The following is a 25,758-nucleotide window of genomic DNA, read 5'->3' as shown; positions in this document are numbered from 1 at the left end:
CCTCTCGCTCTAGCCTTTGTTGTCGACCGGACCCGCGCCGATATTGCCGGTCACGGGCGGATTGGTCGTCGCATCGGGAGCTTCTTTTTCGGACTTCATCTTCACGATCCGCACGCGGTCGCTCGCGCGCACCTTGACCTGCTCGCTCACCGTCTGGCGCTTGTTGTCCTTCTTCTCGCGAATCGTGAGCGAGATCGCCGCGATGATCGCCACCAGCAGGATCAGGCCGGCGATTTCGAACGCGAAGATGTAGTCGGTGTAGATGACCTTGCCGATCAGTTGCGTGTTCGACATCGCCGCCGCGCCGCCGACACCCGCGCCCGCCGTGACGTCGTGCACCGGCGTCACGGTCGCGCCGTAGCCGCGCCACAGAATGAGCGCGGTCTCGATGATGATGATCGCGCCCACGATGCTCGCGAGCGGCACGAACTTCCTGAAGTCGCGGTGCAGGACGTCGAGGTTGATGTCCAGCAACATCACCACGAAGAGGAACAGCACCATCACCGCGCCGACGTAGACGAGCACCAGCAGGATCGCGAGGAATTCGGCCTGCAGCAGCATCCAGATCGCGGCGGCGTTGAAGAACGCCAGCACGAGGAACAGCGCGGATGACACCGGGTTGCGCGAAGTGATCACCTTCAGCGCCGACACAGTCAGCAGCAGTGCGAAGATGTAGAACAGTACGGTCGTGAATTCCATGATTACCGGTTCATCGTTAGGCCAACGTCAGGCATTGTGTTTTGACACAGGCACGTTCCGTGGCGAACACCACAACCAAGAAACATGCGGGCCGGAACAGCAGGTCGACTCAATTACAGAAACTTGTTACGGGACGCGACGCTGCCGGCGCCCCGCTCGCCCATCACCGATAAGGTGCGTCCGCTGCCTTCGCCGCGGCGATTTCCGTTTCGTAACGGTCGCCGACTGCAAGCAGCATGTCCTTCGTGAAGTACAGGTCGCCGCGCTTTTCGCCGTGATATTCGAGAATATGCGTTTCGACGATCGAATCGACCGGGCAGCTTTCTTCGCAAAAACCGCAGAAGATGCACTTGGTGAGGTCGATGTCGTAGCGGGTCGTGCGGCGCGTGTTGTCCGCGCGCGTTTCCGATTCGATCGTGATGGCGAGCGCCGGGCACACGGCCTCGCACAGCTTGCACGCGATGCAGCGTTCTTCGCCGTTTTCATAGCGGCGCAACGCGTGAAGGCCGCGAAAACGCGGGGAAATCGGCGTTTTTTCTTCCGGGAACTGCACCGTGATCTTGCGCTGGAACACGTAGCCGCCGGTCAGCGCGAGACCCTTCAACAACTCGGTCAGGAAGAAAGTCTTAAAAAAATTCTGTAGTGCGTTCATGGTTATTTCGTCCGCCCTTTATTTCCAGATGTTCACCGGCGACATGATCCAGAAGCCGACGATCACCACCCACACCACCGACACCGGCAGGAACACTTTCCAGCCGAGACGCATGATCTGGTCGTAGCGATAGCGCGGGAACGTAGCACGTGCCCAGATGAACACCGACAGCAGGAAAAAGATCTTCAGCACGAACCAGAACACGCCCGGGATGAAGGACAGGAAACCGAACGGCGCGCTCCAGCCACCGAGGAACAGCGTGGCCGCGATCGCCGAGATCACGATCATGTTGATGTACTCGGCCAGGAAGAACAGCGCGAACGCCATGCCCGAATAATCGATCATGTGACCCGCGACGATTTCCGACTCGCCTTCCACCACGTCGAACGGGTGACGGTTCGTTTCAGCGATACCCGAGATGAAGTACACGACGAACATCGGCAGGAGCGGCAGCCAGTTCCACGACAGGAAGTTGATGCCCCATCCCGCGAAAATGCCGCGCTCTTGCGAGAGTACGATTTCCGACATGTTCAGGCTGCCCGTCACCATCAGCACGACGACCAGCGCGAAGCCCATCGAAATTTCGTAGGACACCATTTGCGCCGCCGCGCGCATCGCGCCGAGGAACGCGTACTTCGAGTTCGACGCCCAGCCGGCCAGAATCACGCCATAAACGCCGATCGACGAGATTGCCATCACGTACAAGAGGCCGGCGTTGATGTCGCCGAGCACCGCCTTCGCCTGGAACGGAATGACCGCCCACACGGCGAACGCCGGGACCACGGTCATGATCGGCGCGATCAGGTAAATCCACTTGCTCGCCTGCGACGGCTGGATCACTTCTTTCAGCAACAACTTCAGCACGTCGGCGATCGGCTGCAACAGCCCCATCGGGCCGACGCGGTTCGGGCCCAGACGCACGTGCATCCAGCCGATGAGCTTGCGTTCCCAGAGAATCAGGTACGCGACGCACAACAGGATGACGACCGCCACCACCAGGATGCGGACCAGCGCCCACACCGTCGGCCACGCGACGCCGAGGATCTGCGTGCCGCCCGCGTTGATCGTATCGAACAAGCCCATTTACGCCTTCTCCACTACCAGTTCACCGAACAGGCTGCCCAGTGCAGCACCGGCCGAAGTGCCCGCCGACACGCGGACCACGTTTTCCGCCAGATTCGCATCGCGAACCGCCGGCAGGACCACCGAGAGATCGCCTTGAGCGACGCGCACGGCGTCGCCGTTCTTCAGACCGAGCGTGTCGAACAGCAACGTCGGCAATGCGGCGACGTTGGCATCGCGAGCGGCCGCCGTAAGATGCAGCGATTCGGCGCGGCGCGAGAGTGCGTCGGCGTGATAGATCGGCACATCGGCGATACGCTCGAAGCGTCCATCTGCCGCAGTTTGTGACACTTTTGCCGCGCTAAACTTCACGCCCGTTTTATTGGACAGCTGCGCGCTCAGATCGCCTTGACCCAATGCAGCATTGCGCACTTCTTCCGCGGTATCGAACTCGAAGCCCTTCAGGCCGAGCACGCTGCCGAGCACGCGCAAAACTTTCCAGCCCGGACGCGTTTCGCCGAGCGGACGCACCACGCCGTTGAACGTCTGCGCCGTGCCTTCCGCGTTGACGAACGTGCCGGACGTTTCCGTGAAAGGCGCGATCGGCAGCAGGACGTCGGCGTAATCGGCGCCGTGCTTGAACGCCGACATCACCACGACCATTTCCGCCTGCTTCAGCGCCGCGAGCGCGGCAGCGGGATCGGCGGTATCGAATTCAGGTTCGACGTTCAGGAGCACGTAGCCCTTGCGCGGTTGCTCGAAGACTTCGCGCGCGTTCAGACCGCCCTCGCCCGGCAGTGCATCGACGAGATGCGCGCCGACCGTGTTGGCCGCTTCGGTCAGGAAGCCGAGCGTCGCGCCCGTGTTGTCCGCGATCCACTGAGCCGCTGCCTGGATCTGCGCGAAATCCGGATGTTGAACCGCGCTGTTGCCGAGCAGCACGACACGTTTTTCACCTGCCGACAACGAAGCCGCGACGTCTTTCGCCGCCGCCGATACCTCGCGTCCGCCAAAGGCTTCCGGCAATGCGACGCCACGCGCTTCCGAGACCGCCGCAGCAATCGCCGCGAGCTGGTCGAGCCATGCCGACGGTGCCGCGACCAGGCGATGAGCGGCCGGGATCAGCGAGTCGTCGTTGCTGGCGTTCAGGAACGTGAGCTTCGCGCCGCTCTTCGCGGCCTGGCGCAGACGCGCGGCGAACAGCGGATGATCGCGGCGCAGGAACGAGCCGATCACGAACGCGGTGTCGATCAGCGAGAGATCCGCGATCTGCACGCCGAGCCACGGCGCGCCAACTGCGGCAGGCGCCGAGAAGTCGCTCTGGCGCAGACGGAAATCGACGTTCGGCGTGCCGACGCCTTCCGCGAACTGCTTGAGCAGGAACAATTCTTCGACCGTGCTGTGCGGCGTCGCGAGGGCTGCGATCTGATTCGCGCCGTGATCGGCCGTGATGCCCTTGATGCCCTTTGCGACGTATTCGAGCGCGGTCTGCCAGTCGGTTTCGAGCCACTTGCCGTCTTGCTTCAGCATCGGCGTGGTCAGGCGATCGCTGCCATTGAGCGCTTCGTACGAAAAGCGGTCCTTGTCGGAGATCCAGCATTCGTTGATGGCTTCGTTTTCCATCGGCAGAACGCGCATCACGCGGTTGTTCTTCACCTGGACCACGAGGTTCGCGCCGACGGAGTCGTGCGGGCTCACCGATTTACGGCGCGACAGTTCCCACGTCCGCGCGCTATAGCGGAAAGGCTTGCTGGTCAGCGCGCCGACCGGGCACAAGTCGATCATGTTGCCCGACAGTTCCGAATCCACCGTCTTGCCGACGAACGACGTGATTTCCGAATGCTCGCCGCGACCCAGCATGCCGAGTTCCATCACGCCGGCAATTTCCTGGCCGAAACGAACGCAACGCGTGCAGTGGATGCAGCGCGTCATTTCTTCCATCGAGATCAGCGGGCCGACGTTCTTGTGGAACACGACGCGCTTTTCTTCGTTGTAACGCGATTGCGACTTGCCGTAACCGACCGCCAGATCCTGCAACTGACATTCGCCGCCCTGATCGCAGATCGGGCAATCGAGCGGATGGTTGATCAACAGGAATTCCATCACGGACTGCTGCGCCTTCACGGCCTTGTCGGACGTCGTACGCACGATCATGCCCGCCGACACCGGCGTCGCGCACGCCGGCACGGCCTTCGGCATCTTCTCGACTTCGACGAGACACATACGGCAGTTCGCCGCGATCGACAGCTTCTTGTGATAGCAAAAGTGCGGGATGTACGTATCGACCTTGTGCGCAGCCTGGATCACCATGCTGCCCTCGGGCACTTCTACCGTCTTGCCGTCAATTTCTAGTTCAACCATGATGGGGAATGGTCCTTAAGCCTTGGTCTCTGATCACGCGGTAAGCGCTTCGGACGCCGCATGATGCGCGTGTCCGCCGACGAGACAATGCTTGTGCTCGACGTGATATTCGAATTCGTTCCAGAAGTGCTTCAGCATGCCGCGCACCGGCATGGCCGCCGCGTCGCCGAGCGCGCAAATCGTGCGGCCCATGATGTTTTCGGCCACCGAGTTCAGCAGGTCGAGGTCTTCCTTGCGCCCTTGCCCGTGCTCGATCCGATGCACCACGCGATACAGCCAGCCCGTCCCTTCGCGGCACGGCGTGCACTGACCGCACGACTCCTCGTAATAGAAATACGAGAGACGCAAGAGCGAGCGCACCATGCAGCGCGTTTCGTTCATCACGATCACCGCGCCCGAACCCAGCATCGAGCCGGCCTTTGCGATCGCGTCGTAGTCCATGTCGGTCGCGAGCATCATTTCGCCCGGCACGACCGGCGCCGACGATCCACCCGGGATCACCGCCTTGATCGATTCGCCGCGCACACCGCCCGCCAATTCCATCAGCGTCGAAAACGGCGTGCCGAGCGGAATCTCGTAGTTGCCCGGACGATTGACGTCGCCGGAAACCGAGAAGATCTTCGTGCCGCCGTTGTTCGGCTTGCCGATTTCCAGGTAGTTCTGCGGGCCGACAGCCAGCAGGAACGGAACGGCGGCGAACGTTTCGGTGTTGTTGATCGTGGTCGGCTTGCCGTACACGCCGAAGCTCGCCGGGAACGGCGGCTTGAAGCGCGGCTGGCCCTTCTTGCCTTCGAGCGATTCGAGCAGCGCCGTTTCTTCGCCGCAGATGTACGCGCCGTAGCCGTGGTGCCCGTAGAGTTCGAACGAGAAGCCCGAGCCGAGGATGTTCGCGCCGAGATAACCCGCCGCGCGCGCTTCTTCGAGCGCAGCTTCGAACACGCGATAAACCTCGAAGATCTCGCCGTGGATGTAGTTATAGCCGACCGTGATGCCCATCGCGTAGGCGCCGATCGCCATGCCTTCGATCAGCGCATGCGGATTCCAGCGCAGGATGTCGCGGTCCTTGAACGTGCCCGGTTCGCCTTCGTCCGAATTGCAGACGAGATACTTCTGTCCCGGGAACTGACGCGGCATGAAGCTCCACTTCAGACCGGTCGGGAAGCCCGCACCGCCGCGGCCGCGCAGACCCGACGCCTTGACGTCGGCGATCACCTGCTCGGGCGAAATCTTCTCCTCGAGGATACGGCGCAGCTGGGCATAACCGCCGCGCGCCACGTAGTCTTCGAGATGCCAGTTGTCTCCATTGAGACCGGCGAGTATCAACGGCTTGATGTGACGATCGTGAAGAGACGTCATTTCGATAGTTCCTCGATCAACTGGTCGATCTTCTCGCGGCTCATGAAGCTGCACATGCGGTGATTGTTCACCAGCATCACAGGCGCATCGCCGCACGCGCCGAAGCATTCGCCTTCCTTCAGCGTGAACTTGCCGTCCGGCGTCGTCTCGCCGAAGTCGATCTTCAACTTCTGCTTCAGATATTCCGCCGCGCTTTCCGAGCCGCCATCCGGCCCGAGCTGACACGGAAGATTCGTGCAGAGCGTGATCTTGTGTTTGCCGACCGGCGACGTCTCGTACATCGTGTAAAACGTCGCCACTTCCTGCACCGCAACCGCGGGCATCGACAAATACTCCGCCACGAACTGCATGAGTTCGGGCGACAGCCAGCCGTGCTCTTCCTGAGCGACGGCCAACGCCGACATCACCGCGGATTGCTTCTGCGCCGCGGGATATTTCGCGACCGCGCGATCGATTTCTTTCAGGCCTTCAGCTGAGATCATTTTCAGACACGACTCTTTCAATTCCTACCGAACGAAAACCTGCCGCGCCCTTCTGTTGCGGCAGACCTGGCGTCCTGCTGTTCTCTTGTTCGCGCGGTATTGCCGAAGTTGCGGGGGTTGCCGATGTTGCTTTGGCAACCGCTACAACTGGTGCAACCCGCGCGCCTGTGTGCCGACCGGACCGGCGTTTCAGCGATCGATCTCGCCGAACACGATGTCCTGCGTACCGATAATCGTCACTGCGTCGGCGATCATGTGACCACGCGCCATTTCGTCGAGCGAGGCGAGATGCGCGTAGCCCGGCGCCCGAATTTTCAGTCGATACGGCTTGTTCGCGCCGTCCGACACCAGATAGATGCCGAACTCGCCTTTCGGATGCTCGACCGCGGCATACGTCTCGCCTTCCGGTACGTGAAAACCTTCGGTGAAAAGCTTGAAATGGTGAATCAGCTCTTCCATGTTGGTCTTCATGCCGACGCGCGACGGCGGCGCAATCTTGTGATTGTCGATCATCACCGGGCCAGGATTCTTGCGCAGCCACTCAATACACTGTTTCGCGATCCGCGTTGACTGGCGCATTTCTTCGACACGAACCAGATAACGGTCGTAGCAATCGCCGTTCACGCCAACCGGGATATCGAAATCGAGCTGGTCATACACTTCGTACGGCTGCTTCTTGCGCAAATCCCACTCGATACCCGAGCCGCGCAGCATCGCGCCGGTCATGCCGAGCTGCAACGCGCGCTCTGGGCTGACCACACCGATACCCACCAGACGCTGCTTCCAGATCCGGTTATCGGTGAGAAGCGTCTCGTACTCGTCGACGCACTTCGGAAAGCGCGCGAAGAAGTCGTCGATGAAGTCGAGCAGCGAGCCCTGGCGCGTCTCGTTCATCCGCGACAACGCCTTCGCATTACGGATTTTCGACGCCTTGTATTGCGGCATTGCGTCAGGAAGATCGCGATAGACGCCGCCCGGACGATAGTACGCCGCGTGCATCCGTGCGCCGGACACCGCTTCGTACACGTCCATCAGGTCTTCGCGCTCGCGGAACGCGTACAGGAACACCGCCATCGCGCCGACGTCAAGCGCGTGCGAGCCGATCCACATCAGGTGGTTCAGCACACGCGTGATTTCGTCGAACAGCACGCGGATATATTTCGCGCGAATCGGCACGTCGATGCCGAGCAGCTTCTCGATCGCCATCACGTAGCCGTGCTCGTTGACCATCATCGACACATAGTCGAGACGGTCCATGTACGGCACGGACTGGATGAACGTCTTCGTTTCCGCGAGTTTTTCGGTCGCGCGATGCAGGAGGCCGATGTGCGGATCGGCGCGCTGGATCACTTCGCCGTCGAGTTCGAGCACGAGACGCAGCACACCGTGAGCTGCCGGGTGTTGGGGCCCAAAATTGAGCGTGTAGTTCTTGATCTCTGCCATGGCGTTCTCTTAGTGTTTCAGACCGCCATAGCGATCTTCGCGGATCACGCGCGGCGTGATTTCGCGCGGCTCGATCGTCACGGGCTGGTAGACCACGCGCTTTTCTTCCGGGTCGTAACGCATTTCGACGTATCCCGAGACCGGGAAGTCCTTGCGGAACGGATGGCCGATGAAGCCGTAGTCGGTCAGAATGCGGCGCAGATCCGGATGGCCTTCGAACACGAGACCGTAGAGATCGAAGGCTTCGCGCTCGTACCAGTTCGCCGACGACCACACGTCGACCACCGACGGCACGATCGGCACTTCGTCGTCCTGTGCGAACACGCGCACGCGCAGACGCCAGTTGTTCGAGATCGAGAGCAGATGCAGGACGGCGGCAAAACGCGGGCCTTCGTAGGCGCCGTCGCCGTAGGTGGAGTAGTCGATGCCGCACAGGTCGACGAGCTGCTCGAAGCCGAGCGAGCGGTCATCCCGCAATTGCACCGCGGCTTCCGCGTAGTTGCTCGCCTTGACGACGACCGTCAATTGACCCAGCGATTCAGTGACGCTCTGGAGACGGTCGCCAAACGCCGCCTCGAGGTTCGCTTTTAGGGTCTCGAGTTTGCTTGCCATAATTGGGGAGGCTCAGGCCTTAAGAACGCGCGATGGTGTTGGTGCGGCGGATCTTCGCTTGAAGCTGGATCACACCGTAGACGAGCGCTTCAGCCGTCGGCGGACAGCCCGGCACGTAGACATCGACCGGAACAATACGGTCGCAGCCGCGCACGACGGAATAGGAGTAGTGATAGTAGCCGCCGCCGTTCGCGCACGAGCCCATCGAAATGACCCAGCGCGGCTCGGCCATCTGGTCGTACACCTTGCGCAGCGCGGGCGCCATCTTGTTGCAGAGCGTGCCGGCCACGATCATCACGTCGGACTGACGCGGGCTCGGTCGGAACACCACGCCGAAACGGTCGAGGTCATAACGGGCAGCGCCCGCATGCATCATCTCGACCGCGCAACACGCGAGACCGAACGTCATCGGCCACAGGGAACCGGTGCGCGTCCAGTTGATCAGCTTGTCAGCCGTGGTGGTGACAAACCCTTCCTTCAAGACCCCTTCGATACTCATTTGCTTTCCACTCCAGATGAGCAGCCAGCCAAAGCCGCCCATGAAACCGGTGATTTAACCCGTCACTCCCAGTCGAGACCGCCCTTTCTCCAGATGTAGGCGAAGCCGAGCAGAAATTCGAGCAGAAAAATCATCATGGCCATGAAGCCCGGCCAACCGATGTCGCGCAGAGCTACGCCCCACGGAAACAGGAAAGCGGTTTCAAGGTCGAAAATAATGAACAGAATGGCGACGAGATAGTAACGCACATCGAACTTCATCCGCGCGTCTTCGAAGGCTTCGAAGCCGCACTCGTACGGTGCGTTCTTTTCGGTGTCAGGCTTGTTGGGGCCGAGAATCTTGCCGATGCTGACCAGCGCTATACCTAAACCAGTGCCCACGAGGAGAAACAGCAAGACGGGGTAATAGGGTGCGAGGTTCAAGGCAATCCTCAAATCGGTTGGTTCAATCGAATGATACGATCGTTGTTGCTGGCTTGCCCGCCGGGCAAATCCACCCGATGGGTTTCACTCTGGATCATTCGCGGGCCACGAGACCCGGCCGGAAACGACCATTAGAAGTGACAATGCCAGCCGAAGCGATGCATGCGGCTGGCATTGGATAACTTTGGTGCCGACGGCGAGACTCGAACTCGCACAGCTTTCGCCACTACCCCCTCAAGATAGCGTGTCTACCAATTTCACCACGTCGGCACTGTCTTGCAATCCGGGAAAACAACTTGTTATCGCTGCGAATCGCTTCAAGAATTGAATTATAACTGGGTAGTACAGTTTGTTCAACGCACAAAAAGCGATTTTCCCGAAAAATTCAGTTTGTTGCTTTTTCGCGCTTACTTCGGCACATCAGCGCCCGGCGCCGACGAAGCAACAGGCGCCGAGCCCGGTGCCGAGCCCGCGACGCCAGCCGACGCGGGCGCCGATACGGCCGCACCGCCCAACACGCCCGCAGACGCTTTCGGCTTGTAGCTTCCGAGATAGGTCAGCGTCAGTGTCGAGATGAAGAACACCGCCGCGAGGACCGCGGTTGTGCGCGACAAAAAATTAGCGGATCCCGTCGCGCCGAAGAGGCTGCCCGATGCCCCGCTGCCGAACGCCGCGCCCATGTCGGCACCCTTGCCGTGCTGCAACAAAACCAGTCCGATAACGCCCAACGCCGACAACAACTGCACGACGATAATCAAAGTCTTCAAATACAGCATTTCCACTCACCTGGATCTTTAATGTTGCCGCGACACCGATTGCATCGCGATGACTACTTTCCCGCGTCCGGGCGAATCCGCCCTTATTTAAACCGCCACGACTCCTGCAGCCTGGCAAATCGCGAGAAAATCCTTTGCCTTCAGCGACGCGCCACCGATCAGCCCGCCGTCGATATCCTGTTGCCCGAACAATTCCTGCGCGTTCTCCGGCTTGACGCTGCCGCCGTAAAGCACCGAAACGCCCGCCGCGCCCTTCTCCGCCAACTTCGCGCGGAGAAAAGCGTGAACCGCCTGCGCCTGTTCCGCGCTCGCGCTCTTGCCCGTGCCGATAGCCCAGACCGGTTCGTAAGCCACCACAATTCGCTGTGCGTCCGCTTCGTCCAGCACCAGCAATACGGCTTCGAGCTGCGTGCCGACTACCTGCTCGGTCGCGCTCGCCTCGCGCTGCTCCAGCGTTTCGCCGACACACACGATTGGCGTCAAACCCGCTTCCAGCGCCCGCCGGGTTTTGACCGCGACGAGATCCGAGCTTTCGCGATGATACGCACGCCGCTCGGAATGCCCGACGATTGCGTATGTCGCGCCGAAATCGACCGCCATTTCCGCCGCGACCTCACCCGTATAAGCGCCGCTTTCATACGCCGACACGTCCTGCACACCCCACGCGACCGTCGATTCGCCGAGCAGCGCTTGCGACTGCGCCAGATACGGACACGGTACGCAAATTCCCACGCTCACGCCGTTCTGCAAACCCGCCGCGCCCGCCGCCACGCTTTGCAGCAGCGCGGCGTTATCGGCGAGACGACCGTGCATTTTCCAGTTTCCGACAACCCGCTTAGCTCGTTGATCCGCTCGTTGATCCGCTCGTTGAATCGACATCCGTTTCTCGCTCCGTGTCTCGCCGTCATGGCAGCCTGGCCGCCGTGATTAGAAGGAAAGCACCCGTTCATAGGTGCCTGCGAGGGGCCCGCGCTTCGTGAAACCGCGCAAATCGTCTGCAAAACACGCGATTTTACTGTGTCGCGGGGAACCCGGTCAAACCGGCGCGGTCATCAGGCCGCAGCGTTCCAGTCCAACATGATCTTGCCGATGTGCGTGCTGCCTTCCATCAGCGCATGCGCCGCGGCGGCGTCGTGGGCCGGAAAAACCTGGTGAATCACCGGCTTGATCCGTCCAGCCTCGATTTCCGGCCAAACGCGCGCCTTCAACTGCGCGGCGATTTTCGCCTTGAACGCCACCGGACGCGGACGCAGCGTCGATCCGGTGATGACGAGGCGCCGGCGCAACACGTCGTTAAGGTTGATCTCCGCTTTCGCGCCGCCCAGCAGCGCGATTACGCAGATCCGGCCGCCATCGGCGAGCGCTTTGAGTTCGCGCGGCAGATAATCGCCCGCCACCATGTCCAGAATCACGTCCACGCCGCGGTCATGGGTCAGCGACTTCACCACGTCGACGAAATCCTCGGTCTTGTAGTTGATCGCCCGTTCCGCGCCGAGCGCCTCGCACGCGCGGCACTTCTCTTCGTTGCCGGCCGTCACGAACACGCGATGGCCGAGCGCCTTGGCGATCTGGATCGCCGTGACGCCGATACCGCTCGATCCGCCCTGGATCAACAGCGTTTCTTCCGCGCCGTTCTCACCCGAGCCAAGATGCGCGCGCTCGAACACGTTGCTCCACACGGTGAAGAACGTTTCCGGCAGCGAAGCCGCTTCGATGTCGGTCAGGCCCTTCGGCACCGGCAGGCACTGTTCGAGCGGCGCGGCCGCGTATTCCGCGTAGCCGCCGCCCGTGAGCAGCGCGCAGACCCGATCGCCCTTCTTCAAACCAAACGGGTTGTGCTTCGATTCGAAAACGCCTTCGGCGCCGTCGACAATTTCGCCCGCCACTTCCAGCCCCGGCAAATCCGACGCGCCCGGCGGCGGCGCATATCCGCCCTTCCTCTGGAACACGTCCGGCCGGTTTACGCCCGACGCGCTGACCTTGATCAGCACCTCGCCCGCCTTCAGCGCGGGCATCGGCCGCTCGCCCAGTTTCAGAACTTCGGGCGCACCAAATTCAGTGATTTCGATCGCTTTCATCTGCTCCCCCTGGATATGCGCTTATCTGGATGCTTCCGGACGCTTTCGTATGTTCTAACCGGATAGAACTGTGGACCACGAGACGACTTTACGAGAGTAATCCACACTGCCATCGAGTCAGGCAAGACCCGTCAAAAAAACGGCCGGTGCACTGTCGCGCGACCGGCCGTCCATGAAACTAACGCATTATTGCGGTTGCGTCGGTTCTGCTTGCGGCGCGCCGCCTTCGTTCAGCAACGCCTTCGCCGACAGACGCACACGACCCTTCTCGTCCGTCTGGATGACCTTGACCTTCACGATCTGGCCTTCCTTCAGGTAATCGTTGATGTCCTTGATGCGCTCGTTGACGATTTCCGAGATGTGCAACAGACCATCCTTGCCCGGCAGAATGTTCACAATCGCGCCGAAATCCAGCAGCTTGAGCACCGGACCTTCGTAGATCTGACCCACTTCCACTTCGGCCGTGATGTTCTCGATACGCTTCTTGGCTTCAGCCATACCTTCGCTGCTCGTGCTCGCGATGGTCACGACGCCGTCATCGGAGATGTCGATCGTCGTGCCGGTTTCTTCCGTCAGCGCGCGGATCACCGAACCGCCCTTGCCGATCACGTCGCGGATCTTTTCCGGATTGATCTTGATGGTGATCATGCGCGGCGCGTAGTCCGACAGCACGGTGTTCGTGCCCGGCACCGCCGAGGTCATCTTGCCGAGGATGTGCATGCGGCCTTCCTTCGCCTGCGCGAGCGCGACCTGCATGATTTCCTTCGTGATGCCCTGGATCTTGATGTCCATCTGCAGCGCGGTCACGCCTTGTGCCGTACCGGCCACCTTGAAGTCCATGTCGCCGAGGTGATCTTCGTCGCCCAGGATGTCGGTCAGAACCGCGAACTTGTTGCCTTCGAGGATCAGGCCCATCGCGATGCCCGCGACGTGCGCCTTCATCGGCACGCCGGCGTCCATCAGCGCGAGACAGCCGCCGCAAACCGATGCCATCGACGACGAACCGTTCGATTCCGTGATTTCCGAGACGACGCGGATCGAGTAGCCGAATTCGTCGGCGGACGGCAGGCACGCGGCCAGCGCGCGCTTGGCCAGTCGGCCGTGACCGATTTCACGGCGCTTCGGCGAACCGACGCGGCCCGTTTCGCCGGTCGCGAACGGAGGCATGTTGTAGTGGAGCATGAAGCGCTCGCGATACTCGCCTTCGAGCGCGTCGATGTTCTGCTCATCGCCCTTCGTGCCGAGCGTCGCCACGACCATCGCCTGCGTTTCGCCACGCGTGAAGAGCGCCGAACCGTGGGTGCGCGGCAGCACGCCCGTGCGGATTTCGATCGGGCGGACGGTGCGGGTATCGCGGCCGTCGATACGCGGCTCGCCGTTCAAAATCTGCGTACGGACGATCTTCGCTTCGATATCGAACAGCAGATTGCCGATCGTTGCCTTGTCGGCGGCGACCGAACCCGACGATGCTGCGTCCTGTTCGAGTGCGGCCGATGTCGATGCGACCACTTCCTTCAGCTTGGCCGAGCGCGCTTGCTTGTCGCGGATCTGGTACGCGGCGAGCAGGTTGGCTTCAGCCAGTTCCTTCACGCGCGCGATCAGCGGCTCGTTCTTCGCGGCCGGCTTCCAGTCCCATTCCGGCTTGCCGCCGTCACGGACGAGGTCATGGATCGCGTCGATCGCGACTTGCATCTGCTCATGGCCGAACACCACGCCGCCGAGCATGATTTCTTCGCTCAGTTGCTGCGCTTCCGATTCCACCATCAGCACCGCGCGTTCCGTACCGGCGACGATCAAATCGAGCGCCGACTCCTTCATTTGCGGGCGCGTCGGGTTCAACACGTATTCGTTGTTGATGTAGGCCACGCGAGCCGCGCCGACCGGGCCGTTGAACGGCAGGCCGGACACGGCGAGCGCCGCCGACGCGCCGATCAGCGCGGGAATGTCGGCGGGAATTTCCGGGTTCAGCGACAGGACGTGGATCACGACCTGGACTTCGTTATAGAAGCCTTCCGGAAACAGCGGGCGCAGCGGACGGTCGATCAGGCGCGACGTCAGCGTTTCGCCTTCCGACGGACGGCCTTCGCGACGGAAGAAACCGCCCGGAATCTTGCCGGCTGCGTAGGTCTTTTCGAGGTAATCGACGGTCAGCGGGAAAAAATCCTGACCCGGCTTGGCATTCTTCGCGCCGACGACCGTCGCGAGCACCACCGTGTCTTCGATGTCCACGATCACGGCGCCGCTTGCCTGGCGCGCGATTTCACCTGTTTCCAGGCGGACCGTGTGTTGTCCCCACTTAAATTCTTTGACGATTTTGTTAAACATAGTCACTCCTTTTTCGTTACGGCCGCGCGGTCCGCACCGTGCACATGCCGATGCGCCGTTTAAGCCAAGCGATACCGGAACCGCGCCGCAAGAGGTGTGTATGCCATTCCAACGCAACACGACACGCGATGCGCATGACGCGCTGGAATGACACAAAGCTCTAACCGCGAAGTCCGGCCGTGAGTTGAACCGGCCAAGCGCGCTAAGAACGCGACCAGCCCGATTCGGTGCTACCGATGATGCAGTGTCGAACGACGCGCCGCGCCTGAAAAACCGGCGCGTTGCGTGCCGTTGAAAAACAAAATGCCTGTATCAGCGGGCTGACACAGGCACTTCTTAGACCGTTGGCCGCTTGTGTGCCAATTACTTGCGCAGACCCAGCTTCTCGATCAGCGAACGGTAACGATCCGCGTCCTTGCCCTTCAGGTAGTCGAGCAGCTTACGACGACGGCTCACCATGCGCAGCAGGCCGCGGCGGCTGTGGTGATCCTTCGAATGGGCTTTGAAGTGGAGCGTCAGTTCGTTGATACGGGTCGTCAGCAGTGCAACTTGCACTTCCGGGGATCCGGTATCGTTGGCGGCGCGCGCGTAAGCGGCGACGACGTCGGACTTCTTGGTTTGAGCTACAGTCATTTGCTTTTCCTTGAAACTAACAGGCGGTCACGGAAGAAAGGCCGTGCCGTGGGTTGCTTGGATGTTTTGCTGCTTTTTTGCTGCTTTTTTGCTACGTTTTCGCTGCTTTCCATCTTCGTTCCAGGGCGACGACCCTTTTAAAAAAGCCGTCTATCTCAAAACGAAGCGCGAATTATAGCACAGCTCATTTGGCCGCCGGACCGGTTCGGGCCGGGCGAATCATCGCGCAAGTCGTGGGCTGGGCGGTGCTCGCGGCCGGAATGCTCAGGATCGTGCGGAAGCCGTAGCCCGAACCCTCGTTGTCGAAGCGCACACCCGCCGTGCCCGCGCGATCCATCTCCATGACGTAAAGGGGCTGGATCAATTGGTGATCGGGGGCACGCATTTGCGCGCCGTGAAAACCGTTGTCGTAGTTCATCCCTTCCAGCGCGCGGGCCACCGCGGCAGGATCGGCGCTGCCGGCTTGCTGCATGGCCGCCGCCAGCATGTCGATCATGAACGGTATGCGCAGGAACAGGTAATCGTCGGCGGCGGCCGGGAAACGCGCGCGGAACGCGGCGTAGTAAGCATCGGACGCCGCGTTGCCGATATTCGGATGCCACTCTGCCACCGCGAGCACCCGCCCGACGCCGGCATCGCCGAGCGCGGCCGGTGCGCCGAGACTGTTGCCGTAGAACGTGTAGAACTTCGTGTTCAGGCCCTGCTCGCGCGCGGCCTTGACGAGCAGCGTCAGATCGTTGCCCCAGTTTCCCGTCACGACCGCATCCGCCCCGCTCGCCCGGATCTTCGCGATATACGGCGCGAAATCCTTCACGCGGCCGATCGGGTGATATTCGTCGCCCGCGATGACGATATCCGGCCGGCGCGCCGCCAATGCGCGTTGCGCCTCGCGGCTGACGTCGTGCCCGAAGCTGTAGTCCTGGTTCAGCAAGTACACTTTTTTCACCGACCGGTCGCGTTCGATGACGTCGGCGAGCGCGTCCATCCGCATGCCCGCGTGGGCGTCGAAGCGGAAGTGCCAGAAACTGCACGACGCGTTGGTCAGCGCGGGATCGTCGGCGGAATAGTTGAGAAAAACCACGCGATGCGCCGGATCGCGCGCGTTTTGCCGGTCGATCGCCGCGATCAACGCTGCCGCGACCGCCGAACTGTTGCCCTGCGCGACGAACGCGATGTTCTGATCGATTGCCGAGCGAAGTTGCACGAGGCTCGCCTCGCTGCTGCCTTTGCCGTCGAGGACGACGAGTTCCAGAGGATGCGCGCCGTCCGCGAGCTTCACGCCGCCGCGCGCGTTCACGCGCTCGACGCCGAAGCGCAGATTGCGCTCCACGGCCGCGCCCGCATTGGCGAACGGGCCGGACATGCCTTCGATCATCGCGATGCGGATCGGCGCAAGATTCTGTGGGGCCGCCGAAGCGCCCGCCGCGACCGTCATGCAGAAAATTCCCAACCCGCGTCTCACCACTCGCATCGTGTTTCTAGCCCAGACTCCGCCCGACATTGATCGCTCCGCTTGGGCGAATTTCGCCTCGATGAAAGCGCGGATCATAGGCCGCGCGACGCCCGGCGCGCAACCCGTCGCGATCTTTGGCTCGCGCACATGTCAAAATGAACGAATACGAAGAATCCGCGATTTGTCGCGGATACACACGCTCTGGAGGATTCCATGTCGCCTCGATTCACTCGCATCCGCTATGCGCTCGCGGGCGCCGCACTCACGCTGCTCGCCGCGTGCGCCCAGCCGTGGCAGAACTTTCAGGCGGGCGCGGACGCATCCACCGTCACCGCGCGGCTCGGGCCGCCGCGTGAAATCTACGATCTGCCGGACGGCGGCAAGCGCCTGATGTGGCCGACCCAGCCGTTCGGCGAAACCACCACCGCCGCCGACGTCGATGCGTCCGGCAAGCTGGTCACGGTGCGCCAGGTGCTCGATGAGAACGAGTTCTACAAGGCGCAGATCGGCACCTGGACGCGTCAGGACGTGCTGGTGAATTTCGGACGACCAGTGGAAACGTCCTATTACCCGCTGATGAAACGCGAGGTCTGGACGTATCGTTATATGGAGGCAAACGTCTGGTACATGATGTACAGCTTCTATTTCGACGACAACGGCCTGCTGCGGACGACGCAAAAATCGCCGGATCCGCTGCACGATCCCGACCGCCGGAGTTTCTTCTAATCGGCTGATGGCGCGCGCCGCATCATGAAAAAGGCCCTCGCTTTTGGCGAGGGCCTTTTCGTTAACACACGAGCGACACGCGGGCGACACGATCGGCGTCGCCCGGCGAGCAGCTTTACGACAGCTGCGGGTTAAGCTTTTCGACCTTCGAATGCAGTTTGTTGAGCGCGGCAAGATACGCCTTCGCCGATGCCGCGACGATATCCGGATCGGTGCCCACACCATTGACGATACGGCCGGCCTTCGACAGCCGCACGGTCACTTCGCCCTGTGCCTGCGTGCCGGTCGTGATCGCGTTGACCGAATACAGCACGAGTTCCGCGCCGCTTTCCACCTTCGATTCGATCGCGTGCAAGGTTGCGTCCACCGGCCCGTTGCCGCGCGATTCGCCCTGCACTTCGGTGCCATCGACCGCGAACACCACGCGTGCGTGCGGCTGCTCGCCGGTTTCCGAGCGCTGCGCCATCGAGACAAAACGGAAATATTCCTTCGCCTGCATTTCAGCCGATTCTTCGGAGACGATCGCCATGATGTCTTCGTCGAAGATTTCGGACTTGCGGTCGGCGAGTTCCTTGAAGCGCGCGAACGCCGCGTTCACTTCGCCTTCCGATTCCAGCGTAACGCCGAGTTCTTCCAGACGCTGCTTGAACGCGTTGCGGCCCGACAGCTTGCCGAGCACGATCTTGTTCGCGGCCCAGCCCACGTCTTCCGCGCGCATGATTTCGTAGGTGTCGCGCGCTTTCAGGATGCCGTCCTGATGGATGCCCGACGCGTGCGCGAAGGCATTTGCGCCGACCACGGCCTTGTTCGGCTGCACGACGAAACCGGTAATTTGCGAGACGAGCTTCGAGGTCGGCACGATCTGCGTCGTATCGATCCCGACGTCCAGACCGTAGTAGTCGCGGCGCGTCTTGACCGCCATCACGATTTCTTCCAGCGACGTATTGCCCGCGCGCTCGCCGAGCCCGTTCATCGTGCATTCGACCTGACGCGCGCCGCCAATTTGCACGCCAGCCAGCGAATTCGCCACCGCCATGCCGAGGTCGTCGTGGCAATGCACGGAGAAAATCGCCTTGTCGGAATTAGGGATGCGCTCGCGCAGCGTCTTCACGAGGTTGCCGTACAACTCGGGCACGCCGTAGCCGACGGTATCGGTAATGTTGATCGTGCGCGCGCCTTCCGCGATCACGCCTTCCAGCACGCGGCAGAGGAAATCGAGATCCGAACGGCTGCCGTCTTCCGGCGAGAATTCGACGTCGTCGGTGAATTTGCGCGCAAAGCGCACCGACATACGCGCCTGTTCATACACCTGCTCGGGCGTCATGCGCAGTTTCTTCTCCATGTGCAGCGCGGAAGTCGCGATGAACGTGTGAATGCGGAACTGGTTGGCGGGCTTGAGGGCATCGGCGGCGCGCTGGATGTCCTTGTCGTTCGCGCGGGCGAGCGAGCAAACCGTGCTGTCCTTGATCATGCCGGCGATCGTCTGGATTGCGTCGAAATCGCCATTCGAGCTAGCGGCGAAGCCCGCCTCGATCACATCGACCTTCATCCGTTCGAGTTGCTTCGCGATGCGGATTTTCTCTTCCTTCGTCATCGACGCGCCGGGGGATTGCTCGCCATCGCGCAAGGTCGTGTCGAAAATGATCAGTTTTTCTGCCATGTCGGGCTCCAGTCAGGAGATTTTTGAATGTGGGGAAACGAGGACGAACAAAAATGGAATTCGGGTGTTCGCGCCACCGCTGGCGTCGAAACCACGAACGAGCAGGCGGGAGGCGAGACGAATTAGCGCGGTAGGCGCGCTAGTAGCGATAGCGCGCGTAGCGGCGCACCAGCTAGAAGAGACGAGAAGGGGAACGTGAAAAAGTTCATTCTTCGACTATAGCGAGAATTTTCGGGCCATGCAATTGGGCTTTCCGATTGATCCGATTGCTTTTGCCTGTTGTTAAATCTCACGCGCAGATATCGCCGTTTCTGCCGCAGCGCAATAAAAAGGCGGCAAAAAGCCGCCCTTCTTTTGCATCGATACGCCGATCAATGCGCCCGTTCTGAAGATCGCGCGGGATTCGGTCTGCCGCGGATCGCCATGTAGCCCCACCACGCGTAGCCGGAGAAGCCGTACAGAACGAAGAGGCCGAACAGCATCAACGGCGGATCGGACGACACCACCAGGAAAGCGACCACTACCAGCAGCACGCCCGCAAACGGCACGCGATACCGCACGTCGAGCGCCTTGCCGCTGTAGAACGGCGCGTTGGACACCATCGTCACGCCCGCATAAATGGTCAGCGCGAACGCCACCCACGGCAGCCACACGAGCTTGAGCGGCACGCGGTTATCTGTTGCGAGCCACACGAAACCCGCGATCAGCGCCGCCGCCGCCGGGCTCGGCAAGCCCTGGAAATAGCGCTTGTCGACCACGCCGACGTTCGTATTGAAGCGCGCGAGCCGCAAGGCCGCGCCCGAACAATAGACGAACGCCGCGAGCCAGCCCCAACGGCCCAGGTCCTTCAGCACCCATTCGTACATGACGAGCGCGGGCGCGACGCCGAACGACACCATGTCGGACAAGCTATCGAATTGTTCGCCGAACGCGCTCTGCGTGTGCGTCATGCGCGCCACACGGCCGTCCATGCCGTCGAGCACCATCGCGACAAAAATGGCGATGGCCGCGATCTCGAAGCGCACGTTCATCGCCTGGACGACGGCGAAGAAGCCGCAAAACAGCGCGGCCGTGGTGAAGGCGTTCGGCAGCAGGTAGATACCGCGCTTTCTCAGAAACTGCTGCCGCTTGGCACGCCGCGTTTCCACGGCGCCGACGTCCTGCGCGGCCTTGTTGCGTCGGAATGCGCGCGGGGGCGCTCCGTTGGTTCGGGTACGGCGCGGTTTGAATGCCGCCATCAAGTCCTCCGTTGTGCCGCACGAACTGAAATTATTCTGCGAATTCAGCCAGGATCGTCGACGATGCCGACACTTTTTCGCCAATCGAAACACGCGGACGGCTGCCGACCGGCAGATACACGTCGACGCGCGAACCGAAGCGGATGAATCCGTAGCGCTGACCGCGCGTGAGCGGCTCGCCCACATGGACGTAGCACAAAATGCGCCGCGCGATCAGGCCGGCGATCTGAACGGAGGTGACCGTATGTCCCGAACCCGTTTGAATGACGACCGCGTTACGTTCGTTTTCCGTCGACGCCTTCTCGACCGCGGCGTTCAGGTACGCGCCCGGAAAGTACTCGACCTTGCTGATCGCGCCGTCGACGGGCGAGCGTTGCGAGTGGACGTTGAACACATTCATGAACACGCTGATTTTCAGCGCTTCGCGCCCAGCGTAAGGGTCGTGCGCCGTTTCCACCGCGACGATCCGGCCATCGGCGGGCGCGAGCACGGCGTTGGCCTGCGTGGGAATGGGACGCGGCGGATCGCGGAAAAACTGCACGACGAAGATCACGATCAGCCAGAAAAGCCAGGCAAAACCGAAACCGCCGATAGCCTGGATCAGAATGGCGACGACGACGGCAATAGCGATAAACGGCCAGCCTTCGCGCGCGATGATCGGATGGGGATAGTTCATGAATGGGTTCTGTCTTTTTGGAGGGTAGCCCCCCTTCCTCGCGGAAGAGGAGCCCCCTAAGAACCGTACGTGCGAGTTTCCCCGCATACGGCTCAAATCTACAAACAAAGCCCGGGGTTAGTCCCGGGCCGGCTTAGTTACTGCAATTTTACCTGCGTGCACTTGCCGGTGGCAGTCTGGGTGAAGCAAAACCCTGTTCGAAAGAGCATCCGATCCACCATGCATCCGATACTCCAGATGATGGTCATGCCAACCGGTTTCCTTCGTCAGAGCGCAGCCACAGTGCGCACACAACCCGCCCTGTGACATGTACAACGAGACCCATTGTCGCCGGTGTCGCATTGAATGTTCCATGCGTGCCTCGCGCAACTGCTCGCCGTATTGCTCCCACTCTGGGTCAAATGGGTTGAACGCCCCTTTAACCTTTTTGTGTCGCCTGATTTCAGTACCGCTGAGGTGGTACAGCTCAAGTAACCCCTTCCCTGCTTCACGAACCACTGGAACAGCAAACACCCAGTGTCGGCTGCCGTCTGAGTGAAAGTACTTCTTTCTCACCCACTCGGCACTCTTGCTCGGGTGTCGCCTCTTAGACCACCGCCAGAGTCTCCGGAAAATCAAAGACTCCATGCGGCTGTACGCCTCTTTGGCTACTACGGGACTGTGATACCGTGCCCAGCCTCGTAGCATCGGGTTCAGTAGCCGAATCAGACTCGCCTGCTTTACCGTCTTGTTACCGCTGATCGTTTCCGCTACCTTGCGATAAAACGCCTGTGCGTTCTTTTTGCTCGGCTTGATGAGTAGCGTTCCCGAGTACCTTCGGAAATTCCACCCAAGGAAATCAAAGCCTGTGTCAACGTGCGTGATCCGCGTTTTCTCCTCAGAGAGTTGCAATCCTCTTACGGCAAGGAATGCTTCCACCCAAGGCCGAACTTCCTGCTCCAGCACCTCTTGCGAGTCGCCACTAATCACGAAGTCATCCGCGTACCGCACAACATTCACTTTCAGCTTCTTGGCCTTTGCGATTCCGAATTTCGCACCGAGGTGCGCAATCAGTTCACGCTCCAGCCCGTTCAACGTCACGTTCGCCAACGTCGGGGAGATAATCCCTCCCTGCGGCGTACCAGCCTCAGTCGCCTGTAGCTGGCCTTTATAAATCAGGCCGGCCTTCAACCACTTCCGGAGGATCTCCCTGTCCATTGAGACATGGTGTTCCAGCCATTCATGGTTGATATGGTCAAAGCAGCCTTTGATGTCCGCTTCCAGAACCCATCGGGCTGAACCCTTTTGGGACATGGAAACGAAGATCTGCGACATGGCGTCAGCCGTCGAGCGGTTTAACCTGAACCCGTACGAGTTCGGGTCGCTCGTCGATTCCGACACCGGCTCCAGAGCCAGCAGATACAGAGCTTGCATCGCCCTATCCCGCATGGTCGGAATGCCCAGAGGGCGTTCTTTTCCATTGGCCTTGGGGATAAAAACTCTCCGTAATGGCAGAGGTTTATATCCGCGCCGTTTCAACCTGCCGATAGCTTCCCATCGGCTTTCAGGCGAATCCCACAGTTCACGATCGACTCCCGCCGTTCGCGCACCCTGGTTCTGCGTAACACGTCGTACCGCATACAGCTTCGCGGACAACGTGCGGGTCAGCATCCGTTGCAGGGCTTTCACCTTGCGCCAGTCACTTTCCCGCGTCGCCTTCGCAATTCGAATCTGCATCCCTCTCACGTTCCGTTCGACCCGACGCCAATCGACGGCGTACCAGTTGTCCGGCGCGTGGGAAAGCGCAGATCCACCCTCTCGGATAGATACTTTCATGCTGCTCTCCTACTCGAAGAAGTGAATCCCGAGCGAAGAACCGATCGCCCCTTGCGGGAGCGATCTGCTCCCGCAAGGGGGTAAACAACAAACACTGGCGGCTAAGAAGCCGCCAGCAATCACCAATTCCAGCTAAAGGTCAGTCAGCCGTCTTGCGACGGTAGACCAGACGGAAGTCTGCCCGCTTTCGCGTGAGGTAATGTCTCAACCCCTATCCGGACCATTACAGCCCGGCCTTCGCTTTTTCCGTCGTCCTCTACCTGCACAATCAACAGCGTTCCTCACGGTCCGCCTGCCAGCCTTACTGCGCCGGCAACCGTACAGGCTTACCACGTTCCCGGCATGTCACACGACCGACTTAGGTTCTGCCTATTCCCCGGCGGTTCAAAGACGACGTAGCCCGAATTTACAGCGGGCTATCCGACCGCACACCTTTTGGTTGATGCCTATCAGCAGCTTTGGCACCGTCCTACTTACGAGGTTTATCAGCAGTTCACTTGCGTTAACCGTATCAGCCAGCCTAGCCCCTCAACCCCGTTGCTGCTGGGAGTCTCCAGATGATCGCTTCACAACCACCATCCGCCCGAACTTCCGGGGAGTACATTGTTGGAAGAGCTTCACACCTCACCGTTACCAGTGACGCATGTCTTCCTAGGCTACTGCTGGTCGTACAGCAGGTTCACTACCCTCGCCAATGCAGCCAGCGAGTCCGAACAATGACATGCCGAGCTTCGCTCGTGTCGTTTAGTGACTCCGTTGCCTAGGGCGCGGAAATTACAAACATCACCCCGCCCTGTCGGCGGAGATGAAGCCGCTGACTGGGCGGGACCTGACGGTAATCAGGCCAATGCAATACGGTTCACGGCAGACTGCACCGTGTCCCATGTTCACTACCAAGGTGCGCCCCGAAGGACACATCCACTTCTTAAAGTGCGGCTCACAAGGGAGCCGCCTGCGGAGGGCATGGTGAGTCCAGTCGAGACCTTCCTCAATAACCCTCTAGTCGATGCCCCGTAACGTGGGGCTGACGGACACGAGCGTGCGTGTCGCACGTAAAACCGTAGGATAGCAAAAGCCGTCCGGGGTGCAGCACGCCCGGACGGCTCTCGTTTGTTACGCCGCCTTCGCAAGACGGCTAATAAAGCGTCTGATGCTTAGTTCTTCGATTGATCGACGAGCTTGTTCTTCGCGATCCACGGCATCATCGCGCGCAGCTTCGCGCCGACCTGCTCGATCTGGTGCTCGCTCGTCAGGCGACGGCGCGATTGCAGCGTCGGCGCGCCGGCCTTGTTCTCGATGATGAAGCTCTTCGCGTACTCGCCGGTCTGGATGTCGGTGAGAACAGCCTTCATCGCCTTCTTCGTTTCTTCCGTCACGATGCGCGGACCCGTCACGTACTCGCCGTATTCGGCGTTGTTCGAGATGGAGTAGTTCATGTTGGCGATGCCGCCTTCATAGATCAGGTCGACGATCAGCTTCAGTTCGTGCAGGCATTCGAAGTACGCCATTTCCGGCGCGTAGCCGGCTTCCACCAGCGTTTCGAAACCGGCCTTGATGAGGTCGACCGTGCCGCCGCACAGAACGGCTTGCTCGCCGAACAGATCGGTTTCCGTTTCTTCGCGGAAGTTCGTTTCGATGATGCCGGCACGGCCGCCGCCGTTAGCCGCTGCGTACGACAACGCGATATCGCGTGCCGCGCCCGACTTGTCTTGCGCCACTGCGATCAGGTGGGGCACGCCGCCGCCTTGCGAGTACGTGCCGCGAACCGTGTGGCCCGGCGCCTTCGGGGCGATCATGATGACGTCCAGATCCGCGCGCGGGATCACTTGACCGTAGTGCACGTTGAAGCCGTGCGCGAACGCGAGGGCCGCGCCTTCCTTGGCGTTGGCGTGAACTTCGTTCTTGTAGACGTCGGCGATCTGCTCGTCCGGCAACAGCATCATGACGACGTCGGCGTTCTTCACAGCTTCCGCCACTTCCTTGACCGGCAGGCCGGCGTTCTCGGCCTTGCTCCACGATGCGCCGCCCTTACGCAGGCCGACCGTCACCTTGACGCCGCTTTCCGTCAGGTTCAGCGCGTGCGCATGGCCTTGCGAGCCATAACCGATGATGGTGACTTGCTTGCCCTTGATGAGGGAGAGGTCGGCGTCCTTGTCGTAGAAAACTTTCATGGTGGTTCCTTAACTGTGATTCGTTGAAATTGAATGTGTGTCGTGTGTCGTGCAATACATAGCTGCGTAGCTGGCGCTCAAACTTTCAGAATGCGCTCGCCCCGGCCGATGCCGGAACTGCCCGTGCGAACCGTTTCCAGAATCGCCGTGGCATCGAGGCCCTGAATGAACGCATCGAGTTTGTCGCTCGCGCCCGTCAGTTCCATCGTGTAGGTCTTTTCGGTGACGTCGATAATGCGGCCGCGGAAAATATCCGCCATCCGCTTCATCTCTTCACGTTCCTTGCCGACCGCTCGAACCTTGATCAGCATCAGCTCGCGCTCGATGTGGGCGCCCTCTGTCAGGTCGACCACTTTCACCACCTCGATCAGGCGGTTCAGGTGCTTCGTGATCTGTTCGATCACGTCGTCCGAGCCAATGGATACGATGGTCAGGCGCGACAGCGAACTGTCTTCCGTCGGCGCCACCGTCAAGGTTTCAATGTTGTAGCCGCGCGCCGAAAAGAGCCCGACGACCCGCGATAACGCGCCCGGTTCGTTTTCCAGCAGCACGGAAATAATGTGTTTCATGGTGTTTGCGTTCCCGATTTATCCAGTTTCTTGTCGACCCGCGCGCCGCG

The 25,758-nt window shown here is 60.8% G+C and carries 23 protein-coding genes and 1 tRNA gene; 1 reads left to right on the top strand and 23 read right to left on the bottom strand.

Annotated elements, in window-relative coordinates; genetic code table 11:
• Positions 1-9 precede the first annotated feature (9 nt).
• The 17 genes from AC3D25_RS06235 to AC3D25_RS06155 all read right to left on the bottom strand — a co-directional run bounded on the left by AC3D25_RS06235 (position 10) and on the right by AC3D25_RS06155 (position 16,835).
• The gene (locus tag AC3D25_RS06235; protein ID WP_488887577.1) at positions 10-699 is read right to left on the bottom strand and encodes an NADH-quinone oxidoreductase subunit J; all 690 of its coding nucleotides are present in this window, start codon (positions 697-699) and stop codon (positions 10-12) included.
• A gap of 163 nt (positions 700-862) precedes the next feature.
• Positions 863-1,351 (bottom strand): NADH-quinone oxidoreductase subunit NuoI, encoded by a 489-nt coding sequence (gene nuoI, locus AC3D25_RS06230; RefSeq protein WP_047844580.1) that lies wholly within the window; start codon positions 1,349-1,351, stop codon positions 863-865.
• An 18-nt stretch (positions 1,352-1,369) separates the two neighbouring features.
• Positions 1,370-2,434, bottom strand: a complete 1,065-nt coding sequence (gene nuoH, locus AC3D25_RS06225) for an NADH-quinone oxidoreductase subunit NuoH (protein ID WP_488887576.1) — start codon at positions 2,432-2,434, stop codon at positions 1,370-1,372.
• Positions 2,435-4,774 carry an NADH-quinone oxidoreductase subunit NuoG gene (nuoG, locus tag AC3D25_RS06220; RefSeq protein ID WP_488887575.1) on the bottom strand — a complete coding sequence of 780 codons (2,340 nt, stop codon included), beginning with the start codon at positions 4,772-4,774 and terminating at the stop codon, positions 2,435-2,437.
• Positions 4,775-4,807: 33 nt separating this feature from the next.
• Positions 4,808-6,130 (bottom strand): NADH-quinone oxidoreductase subunit NuoF, encoded by a 1,323-nt coding sequence (gene nuoF / locus AC3D25_RS06215; RefSeq protein WP_488887574.1) that lies wholly within the window; start codon positions 6,128-6,130, stop codon positions 4,808-4,810.
• Complete coding sequence (gene nuoE / locus AC3D25_RS06210) at positions 6,127-6,612, bottom strand: NADH-quinone oxidoreductase subunit NuoE (RefSeq protein ID WP_488887573.1); 486 nt, start codon at positions 6,610-6,612, stop codon at positions 6,127-6,129. Before nuoE ends, nuoF begins: the two co-directional genes overlap by 4 nt.
• A 189-nt stretch (positions 6,613-6,801) precedes the next feature.
• Positions 6,802-8,055 carry an NADH-quinone oxidoreductase subunit D gene (locus AC3D25_RS06205; RefSeq protein WP_488887572.1) on the bottom strand — a complete coding sequence of 418 codons (1,254 nt, stop codon included), beginning with the start codon at positions 8,053-8,055 and terminating at the stop codon, positions 6,802-6,804.
• 9 nt (positions 8,056-8,064) lie between these two features.
• Complete coding sequence (locus AC3D25_RS06200) at positions 8,065-8,667, bottom strand: NADH-quinone oxidoreductase subunit C (RefSeq protein ID WP_488887571.1); 603 nt, start codon at positions 8,665-8,667, stop codon at positions 8,065-8,067.
• Between the two features lie 19 nt (positions 8,668-8,686).
• Positions 8,687-9,166, bottom strand: coding sequence for a NuoB/complex I 20 kDa subunit family protein (locus AC3D25_RS06195; RefSeq protein ID WP_076786425.1), 480 nt, complete (start codon positions 9,164-9,166; stop codon positions 8,687-8,689).
• A gap of 62 nt (positions 9,167-9,228) precedes the next feature.
• Complete coding sequence (locus tag AC3D25_RS06190) at positions 9,229-9,588, bottom strand: NADH-quinone oxidoreductase subunit A (protein ID WP_062637281.1); 360 nt, start codon at positions 9,586-9,588, stop codon at positions 9,229-9,231.
• Between the two features lie 185 nt (positions 9,589-9,773).
• A tRNA-Leu gene (locus AC3D25_RS06185) sits at positions 9,774-9,858 on the bottom strand.
• Between the two features lie 137 nt (positions 9,859-9,995).
• Positions 9,996-10,364: a preprotein translocase subunit SecG gene (secG, locus tag AC3D25_RS06180; protein WP_488887570.1), complete on the bottom strand. Its 369-nt coding sequence runs from the start codon at positions 10,362-10,364 to the stop codon at positions 9,996-9,998.
• 87 nt (positions 10,365-10,451) lie between these two features.
• On the bottom strand, positions 10,452-11,243 hold the full coding sequence (tpiA, locus tag AC3D25_RS06175) for a triose-phosphate isomerase (RefSeq protein ID WP_488887569.1): 792 nt from the start codon (positions 11,241-11,243) through the stop codon (positions 10,452-10,454).
• A gap of 173 nt (positions 11,244-11,416) precedes the next feature.
• Positions 11,417-12,442 (bottom strand): NAD(P)H-quinone oxidoreductase, encoded by a 1,026-nt coding sequence (locus AC3D25_RS06170; RefSeq protein WP_488887568.1) that lies wholly within the window; start codon positions 12,440-12,442, stop codon positions 11,417-11,419.
• A gap of 186 nt (positions 12,443-12,628) precedes the next feature.
• Positions 12,629-14,773 carry a polyribonucleotide nucleotidyltransferase gene (pnp, locus tag AC3D25_RS06165; RefSeq protein WP_488887567.1) on the bottom strand — a complete coding sequence of 715 codons (2,145 nt, stop codon included), beginning with the start codon at positions 14,771-14,773 and terminating at the stop codon, positions 12,629-12,631.
• Positions 14,774-15,130: 357 nt separating this feature from the next.
• Positions 15,131-15,400: a 30S ribosomal protein S15 gene (gene rpsO, locus AC3D25_RS06160; RefSeq protein ID WP_488887566.1), complete on the bottom strand. Its 270-nt coding sequence runs from the start codon at positions 15,398-15,400 to the stop codon at positions 15,131-15,133.
• Positions 15,401-15,584: 184 nt separating this feature from the next.
• Complete coding sequence (locus AC3D25_RS06155; protein ID WP_488889614.1) at positions 15,585-16,835, bottom strand: branched-chain amino acid ABC transporter substrate-binding protein; 1,251 nt, start codon at positions 16,833-16,835, stop codon at positions 15,585-15,587.
• Positions 16,836-17,066: 231 nt separating this feature from the next.
• Between AC3D25_RS06155 and AC3D25_RS06150 the strand changes: the two genes are divergently transcribed.
• Entirely contained in the window at positions 17,067-17,579 is a 513-nt protein-coding gene (locus AC3D25_RS06150) for a hypothetical protein (RefSeq protein WP_488887565.1), read from the top strand.
• Between the two features lie 115 nt (positions 17,580-17,694).
• Here AC3D25_RS06150 and AC3D25_RS06145 read toward each other — a convergent pair whose 3' ends face one another.
• The 6 genes from AC3D25_RS06145 to ilvN all read right to left on the bottom strand — a co-directional run bounded on the left by AC3D25_RS06145 (position 17,695) and on the right by ilvN (position 25,708).
• Positions 17,695-19,239 carry a 2-isopropylmalate synthase gene (locus AC3D25_RS06145; protein ID WP_488887564.1) on the bottom strand — a complete coding sequence of 515 codons (1,545 nt, stop codon included), beginning with the start codon at positions 19,237-19,239 and terminating at the stop codon, positions 17,695-17,697.
• 371 nt (positions 19,240-19,610) lie between these two features.
• On the bottom strand, positions 19,611-20,477 hold the full coding sequence (gene pssA, locus AC3D25_RS06140) for a CDP-diacylglycerol--serine O-phosphatidyltransferase (RefSeq protein WP_488887563.1): 867 nt from the start codon (positions 20,475-20,477) through the stop codon (positions 19,611-19,613).
• A 31-nt stretch (positions 20,478-20,508) separates the two neighbouring features.
• The gene (locus tag AC3D25_RS06135; RefSeq protein ID WP_488887562.1) at positions 20,509-21,153 is read right to left on the bottom strand and encodes a phosphatidylserine decarboxylase; all 645 of its coding nucleotides are present in this window, start codon (positions 21,151-21,153) and stop codon (positions 20,509-20,511) included.
• A gap of 117 nt (positions 21,154-21,270) precedes the next feature.
• On the bottom strand, positions 21,271-22,968 hold the full coding sequence (ltrA, locus tag AC3D25_RS06130; RefSeq protein ID WP_488887561.1) for a group II intron reverse transcriptase/maturase: 1,698 nt from the start codon (positions 22,966-22,968) through the stop codon (positions 21,271-21,273).
• A gap of 1,154 nt (positions 22,969-24,122) precedes the next feature.
• A complete protein-coding gene (gene ilvC, locus AC3D25_RS06125; RefSeq protein ID WP_488887560.1) occupies positions 24,123-25,139 on the bottom strand; it encodes a ketol-acid reductoisomerase in 1,017 nt (338 codons plus the stop codon).
• Positions 25,140-25,216: 77 nt separating this feature from the next.
• Positions 25,217-25,708 (bottom strand): acetolactate synthase small subunit, encoded by a 492-nt coding sequence (gene ilvN / locus AC3D25_RS06120; RefSeq protein WP_035939651.1) that lies wholly within the window; start codon positions 25,706-25,708, stop codon positions 25,217-25,219.
• Between the last annotated feature and the right edge of the window lie 50 nt (positions 25,709-25,758).

It is taken from the genome of Caballeronia sp. SL1002 (assembly GCF_057814995.1).
The sequence above is the reverse complement of the archived record's forward strand: the minus strand, read 5'-3'. Positions and strand labels throughout refer to the sequence as shown.

Bases quoted from the DNA above. Each gene is read 5' to 3' on its own strand.
- AC3D25_RS06150 (WP_488887565.1), top strand. From the start codon at position 17,067: ATGTCGCCTCGATTCACTCGCATCCGCTATGCGCTCGCGGGCGCCGCA.
- AC3D25_RS06200 (WP_488887571.1), bottom strand. From the start codon at position 8,667: ATGGCAAGCAAACTCGAGACCCTAAAAGCGAACCTCGAGGCGGCGTTT.
- AC3D25_RS06135 (WP_488887562.1), bottom strand. From the start codon at position 21,153: ATGAACTATCCCCATCCGATCATCGCGCGCGAAGGCTGGCCGTTTATC.
- AC3D25_RS06205 (WP_488887572.1), bottom strand. From the start codon at position 8,055: ATGGCAGAGATCAAGAACTACACGCTCAATTTTGGGCCCCAACACCCG.
- ilvN (WP_035939651.1), bottom strand. From the start codon at position 25,708: ATGAAACACATTATTTCCGTGCTGCTGGAAAACGAACCGGGCGCGTTA.
- pssA (WP_488887563.1), bottom strand. From the start codon at position 20,477: ATGGCGGCATTCAAACCGCGCCGTACCCGAACCAACGGAGCGCCCCCG.
- rpsO (WP_488887566.1), bottom strand. From the start codon at position 15,400: ATGACTGTAGCTCAAACCAAGAAGTCCGACGTCGTCGCCGCTTACGCG.
- nuoI (WP_047844580.1), bottom strand. From the start codon at position 1,351: ATGAACGCACTACAGAATTTTTTTAAGACTTTCTTCCTGACCGAGTTG.
- nuoE (WP_488887573.1), bottom strand. From the start codon at position 6,612: ATGATCTCAGCTGAAGGCCTGAAAGAAATCGATCGCGCGGTCGCGAAA.
- AC3D25_RS06145 (WP_488887564.1), bottom strand. From the start codon at position 19,239: ATGGCAGAAAAACTGATCATTTTCGACACGACCTTGCGCGATGGCGAG.
- ltrA (WP_488887561.1), bottom strand. From the start codon at position 22,968: ATGAAAGTATCTATCCGAGAGGGTGGATCTGCGCTTTCCCACGCGCCG.
- AC3D25_RS06170 (WP_488887568.1), bottom strand. From the start codon at position 12,442: ATGAAAGCGATCGAAATCACTGAATTTGGTGCGCCCGAAGTTCTGAAA.
- nuoF (WP_488887574.1), bottom strand. From the start codon at position 6,130: ATGACGTCTCTTCACGATCGTCACATCAAGCCGTTGATACTCGCCGGT.
- nuoH (WP_488887576.1), bottom strand. From the start codon at position 2,434: ATGGGCTTGTTCGATACGATCAACGCGGGCGGCACGCAGATCCTCGGC.
- AC3D25_RS06235 (WP_488887577.1), bottom strand. From the start codon at position 699: ATGGAATTCACGACCGTACTGTTCTACATCTTCGCACTGCTGCTGACT.
- tpiA (WP_488887569.1), bottom strand. From the start codon at position 11,243: ATGTCGATTCAACGAGCGGATCAACGAGCGGATCAACGAGCTAAGCGG.
- AC3D25_RS06195 (WP_076786425.1), bottom strand. From the start codon at position 9,166: ATGAGTATCGAAGGGGTCTTGAAGGAAGGGTTTGTCACCACCACGGCT.
- ilvC (WP_488887560.1), bottom strand. From the start codon at position 25,139: ATGAAAGTTTTCTACGACAAGGACGCCGACCTCTCCCTCATCAAGGGC.
- secG (WP_488887570.1), bottom strand. From the start codon at position 10,364: ATGCTGTATTTGAAGACTTTGATTATCGTCGTGCAGTTGTTGTCGGCG.
- AC3D25_RS06155 (WP_488889614.1), bottom strand. From the start codon at position 16,835: ATGACGGTCGCGGCGGGCGCTTCGGCGGCCCCACAGAATCTTGCGCCG.
- nuoG (WP_488887575.1), bottom strand. From the start codon at position 4,774: ATGGTTGAACTAGAAATTGACGGCAAGACGGTAGAAGTGCCCGAGGGC.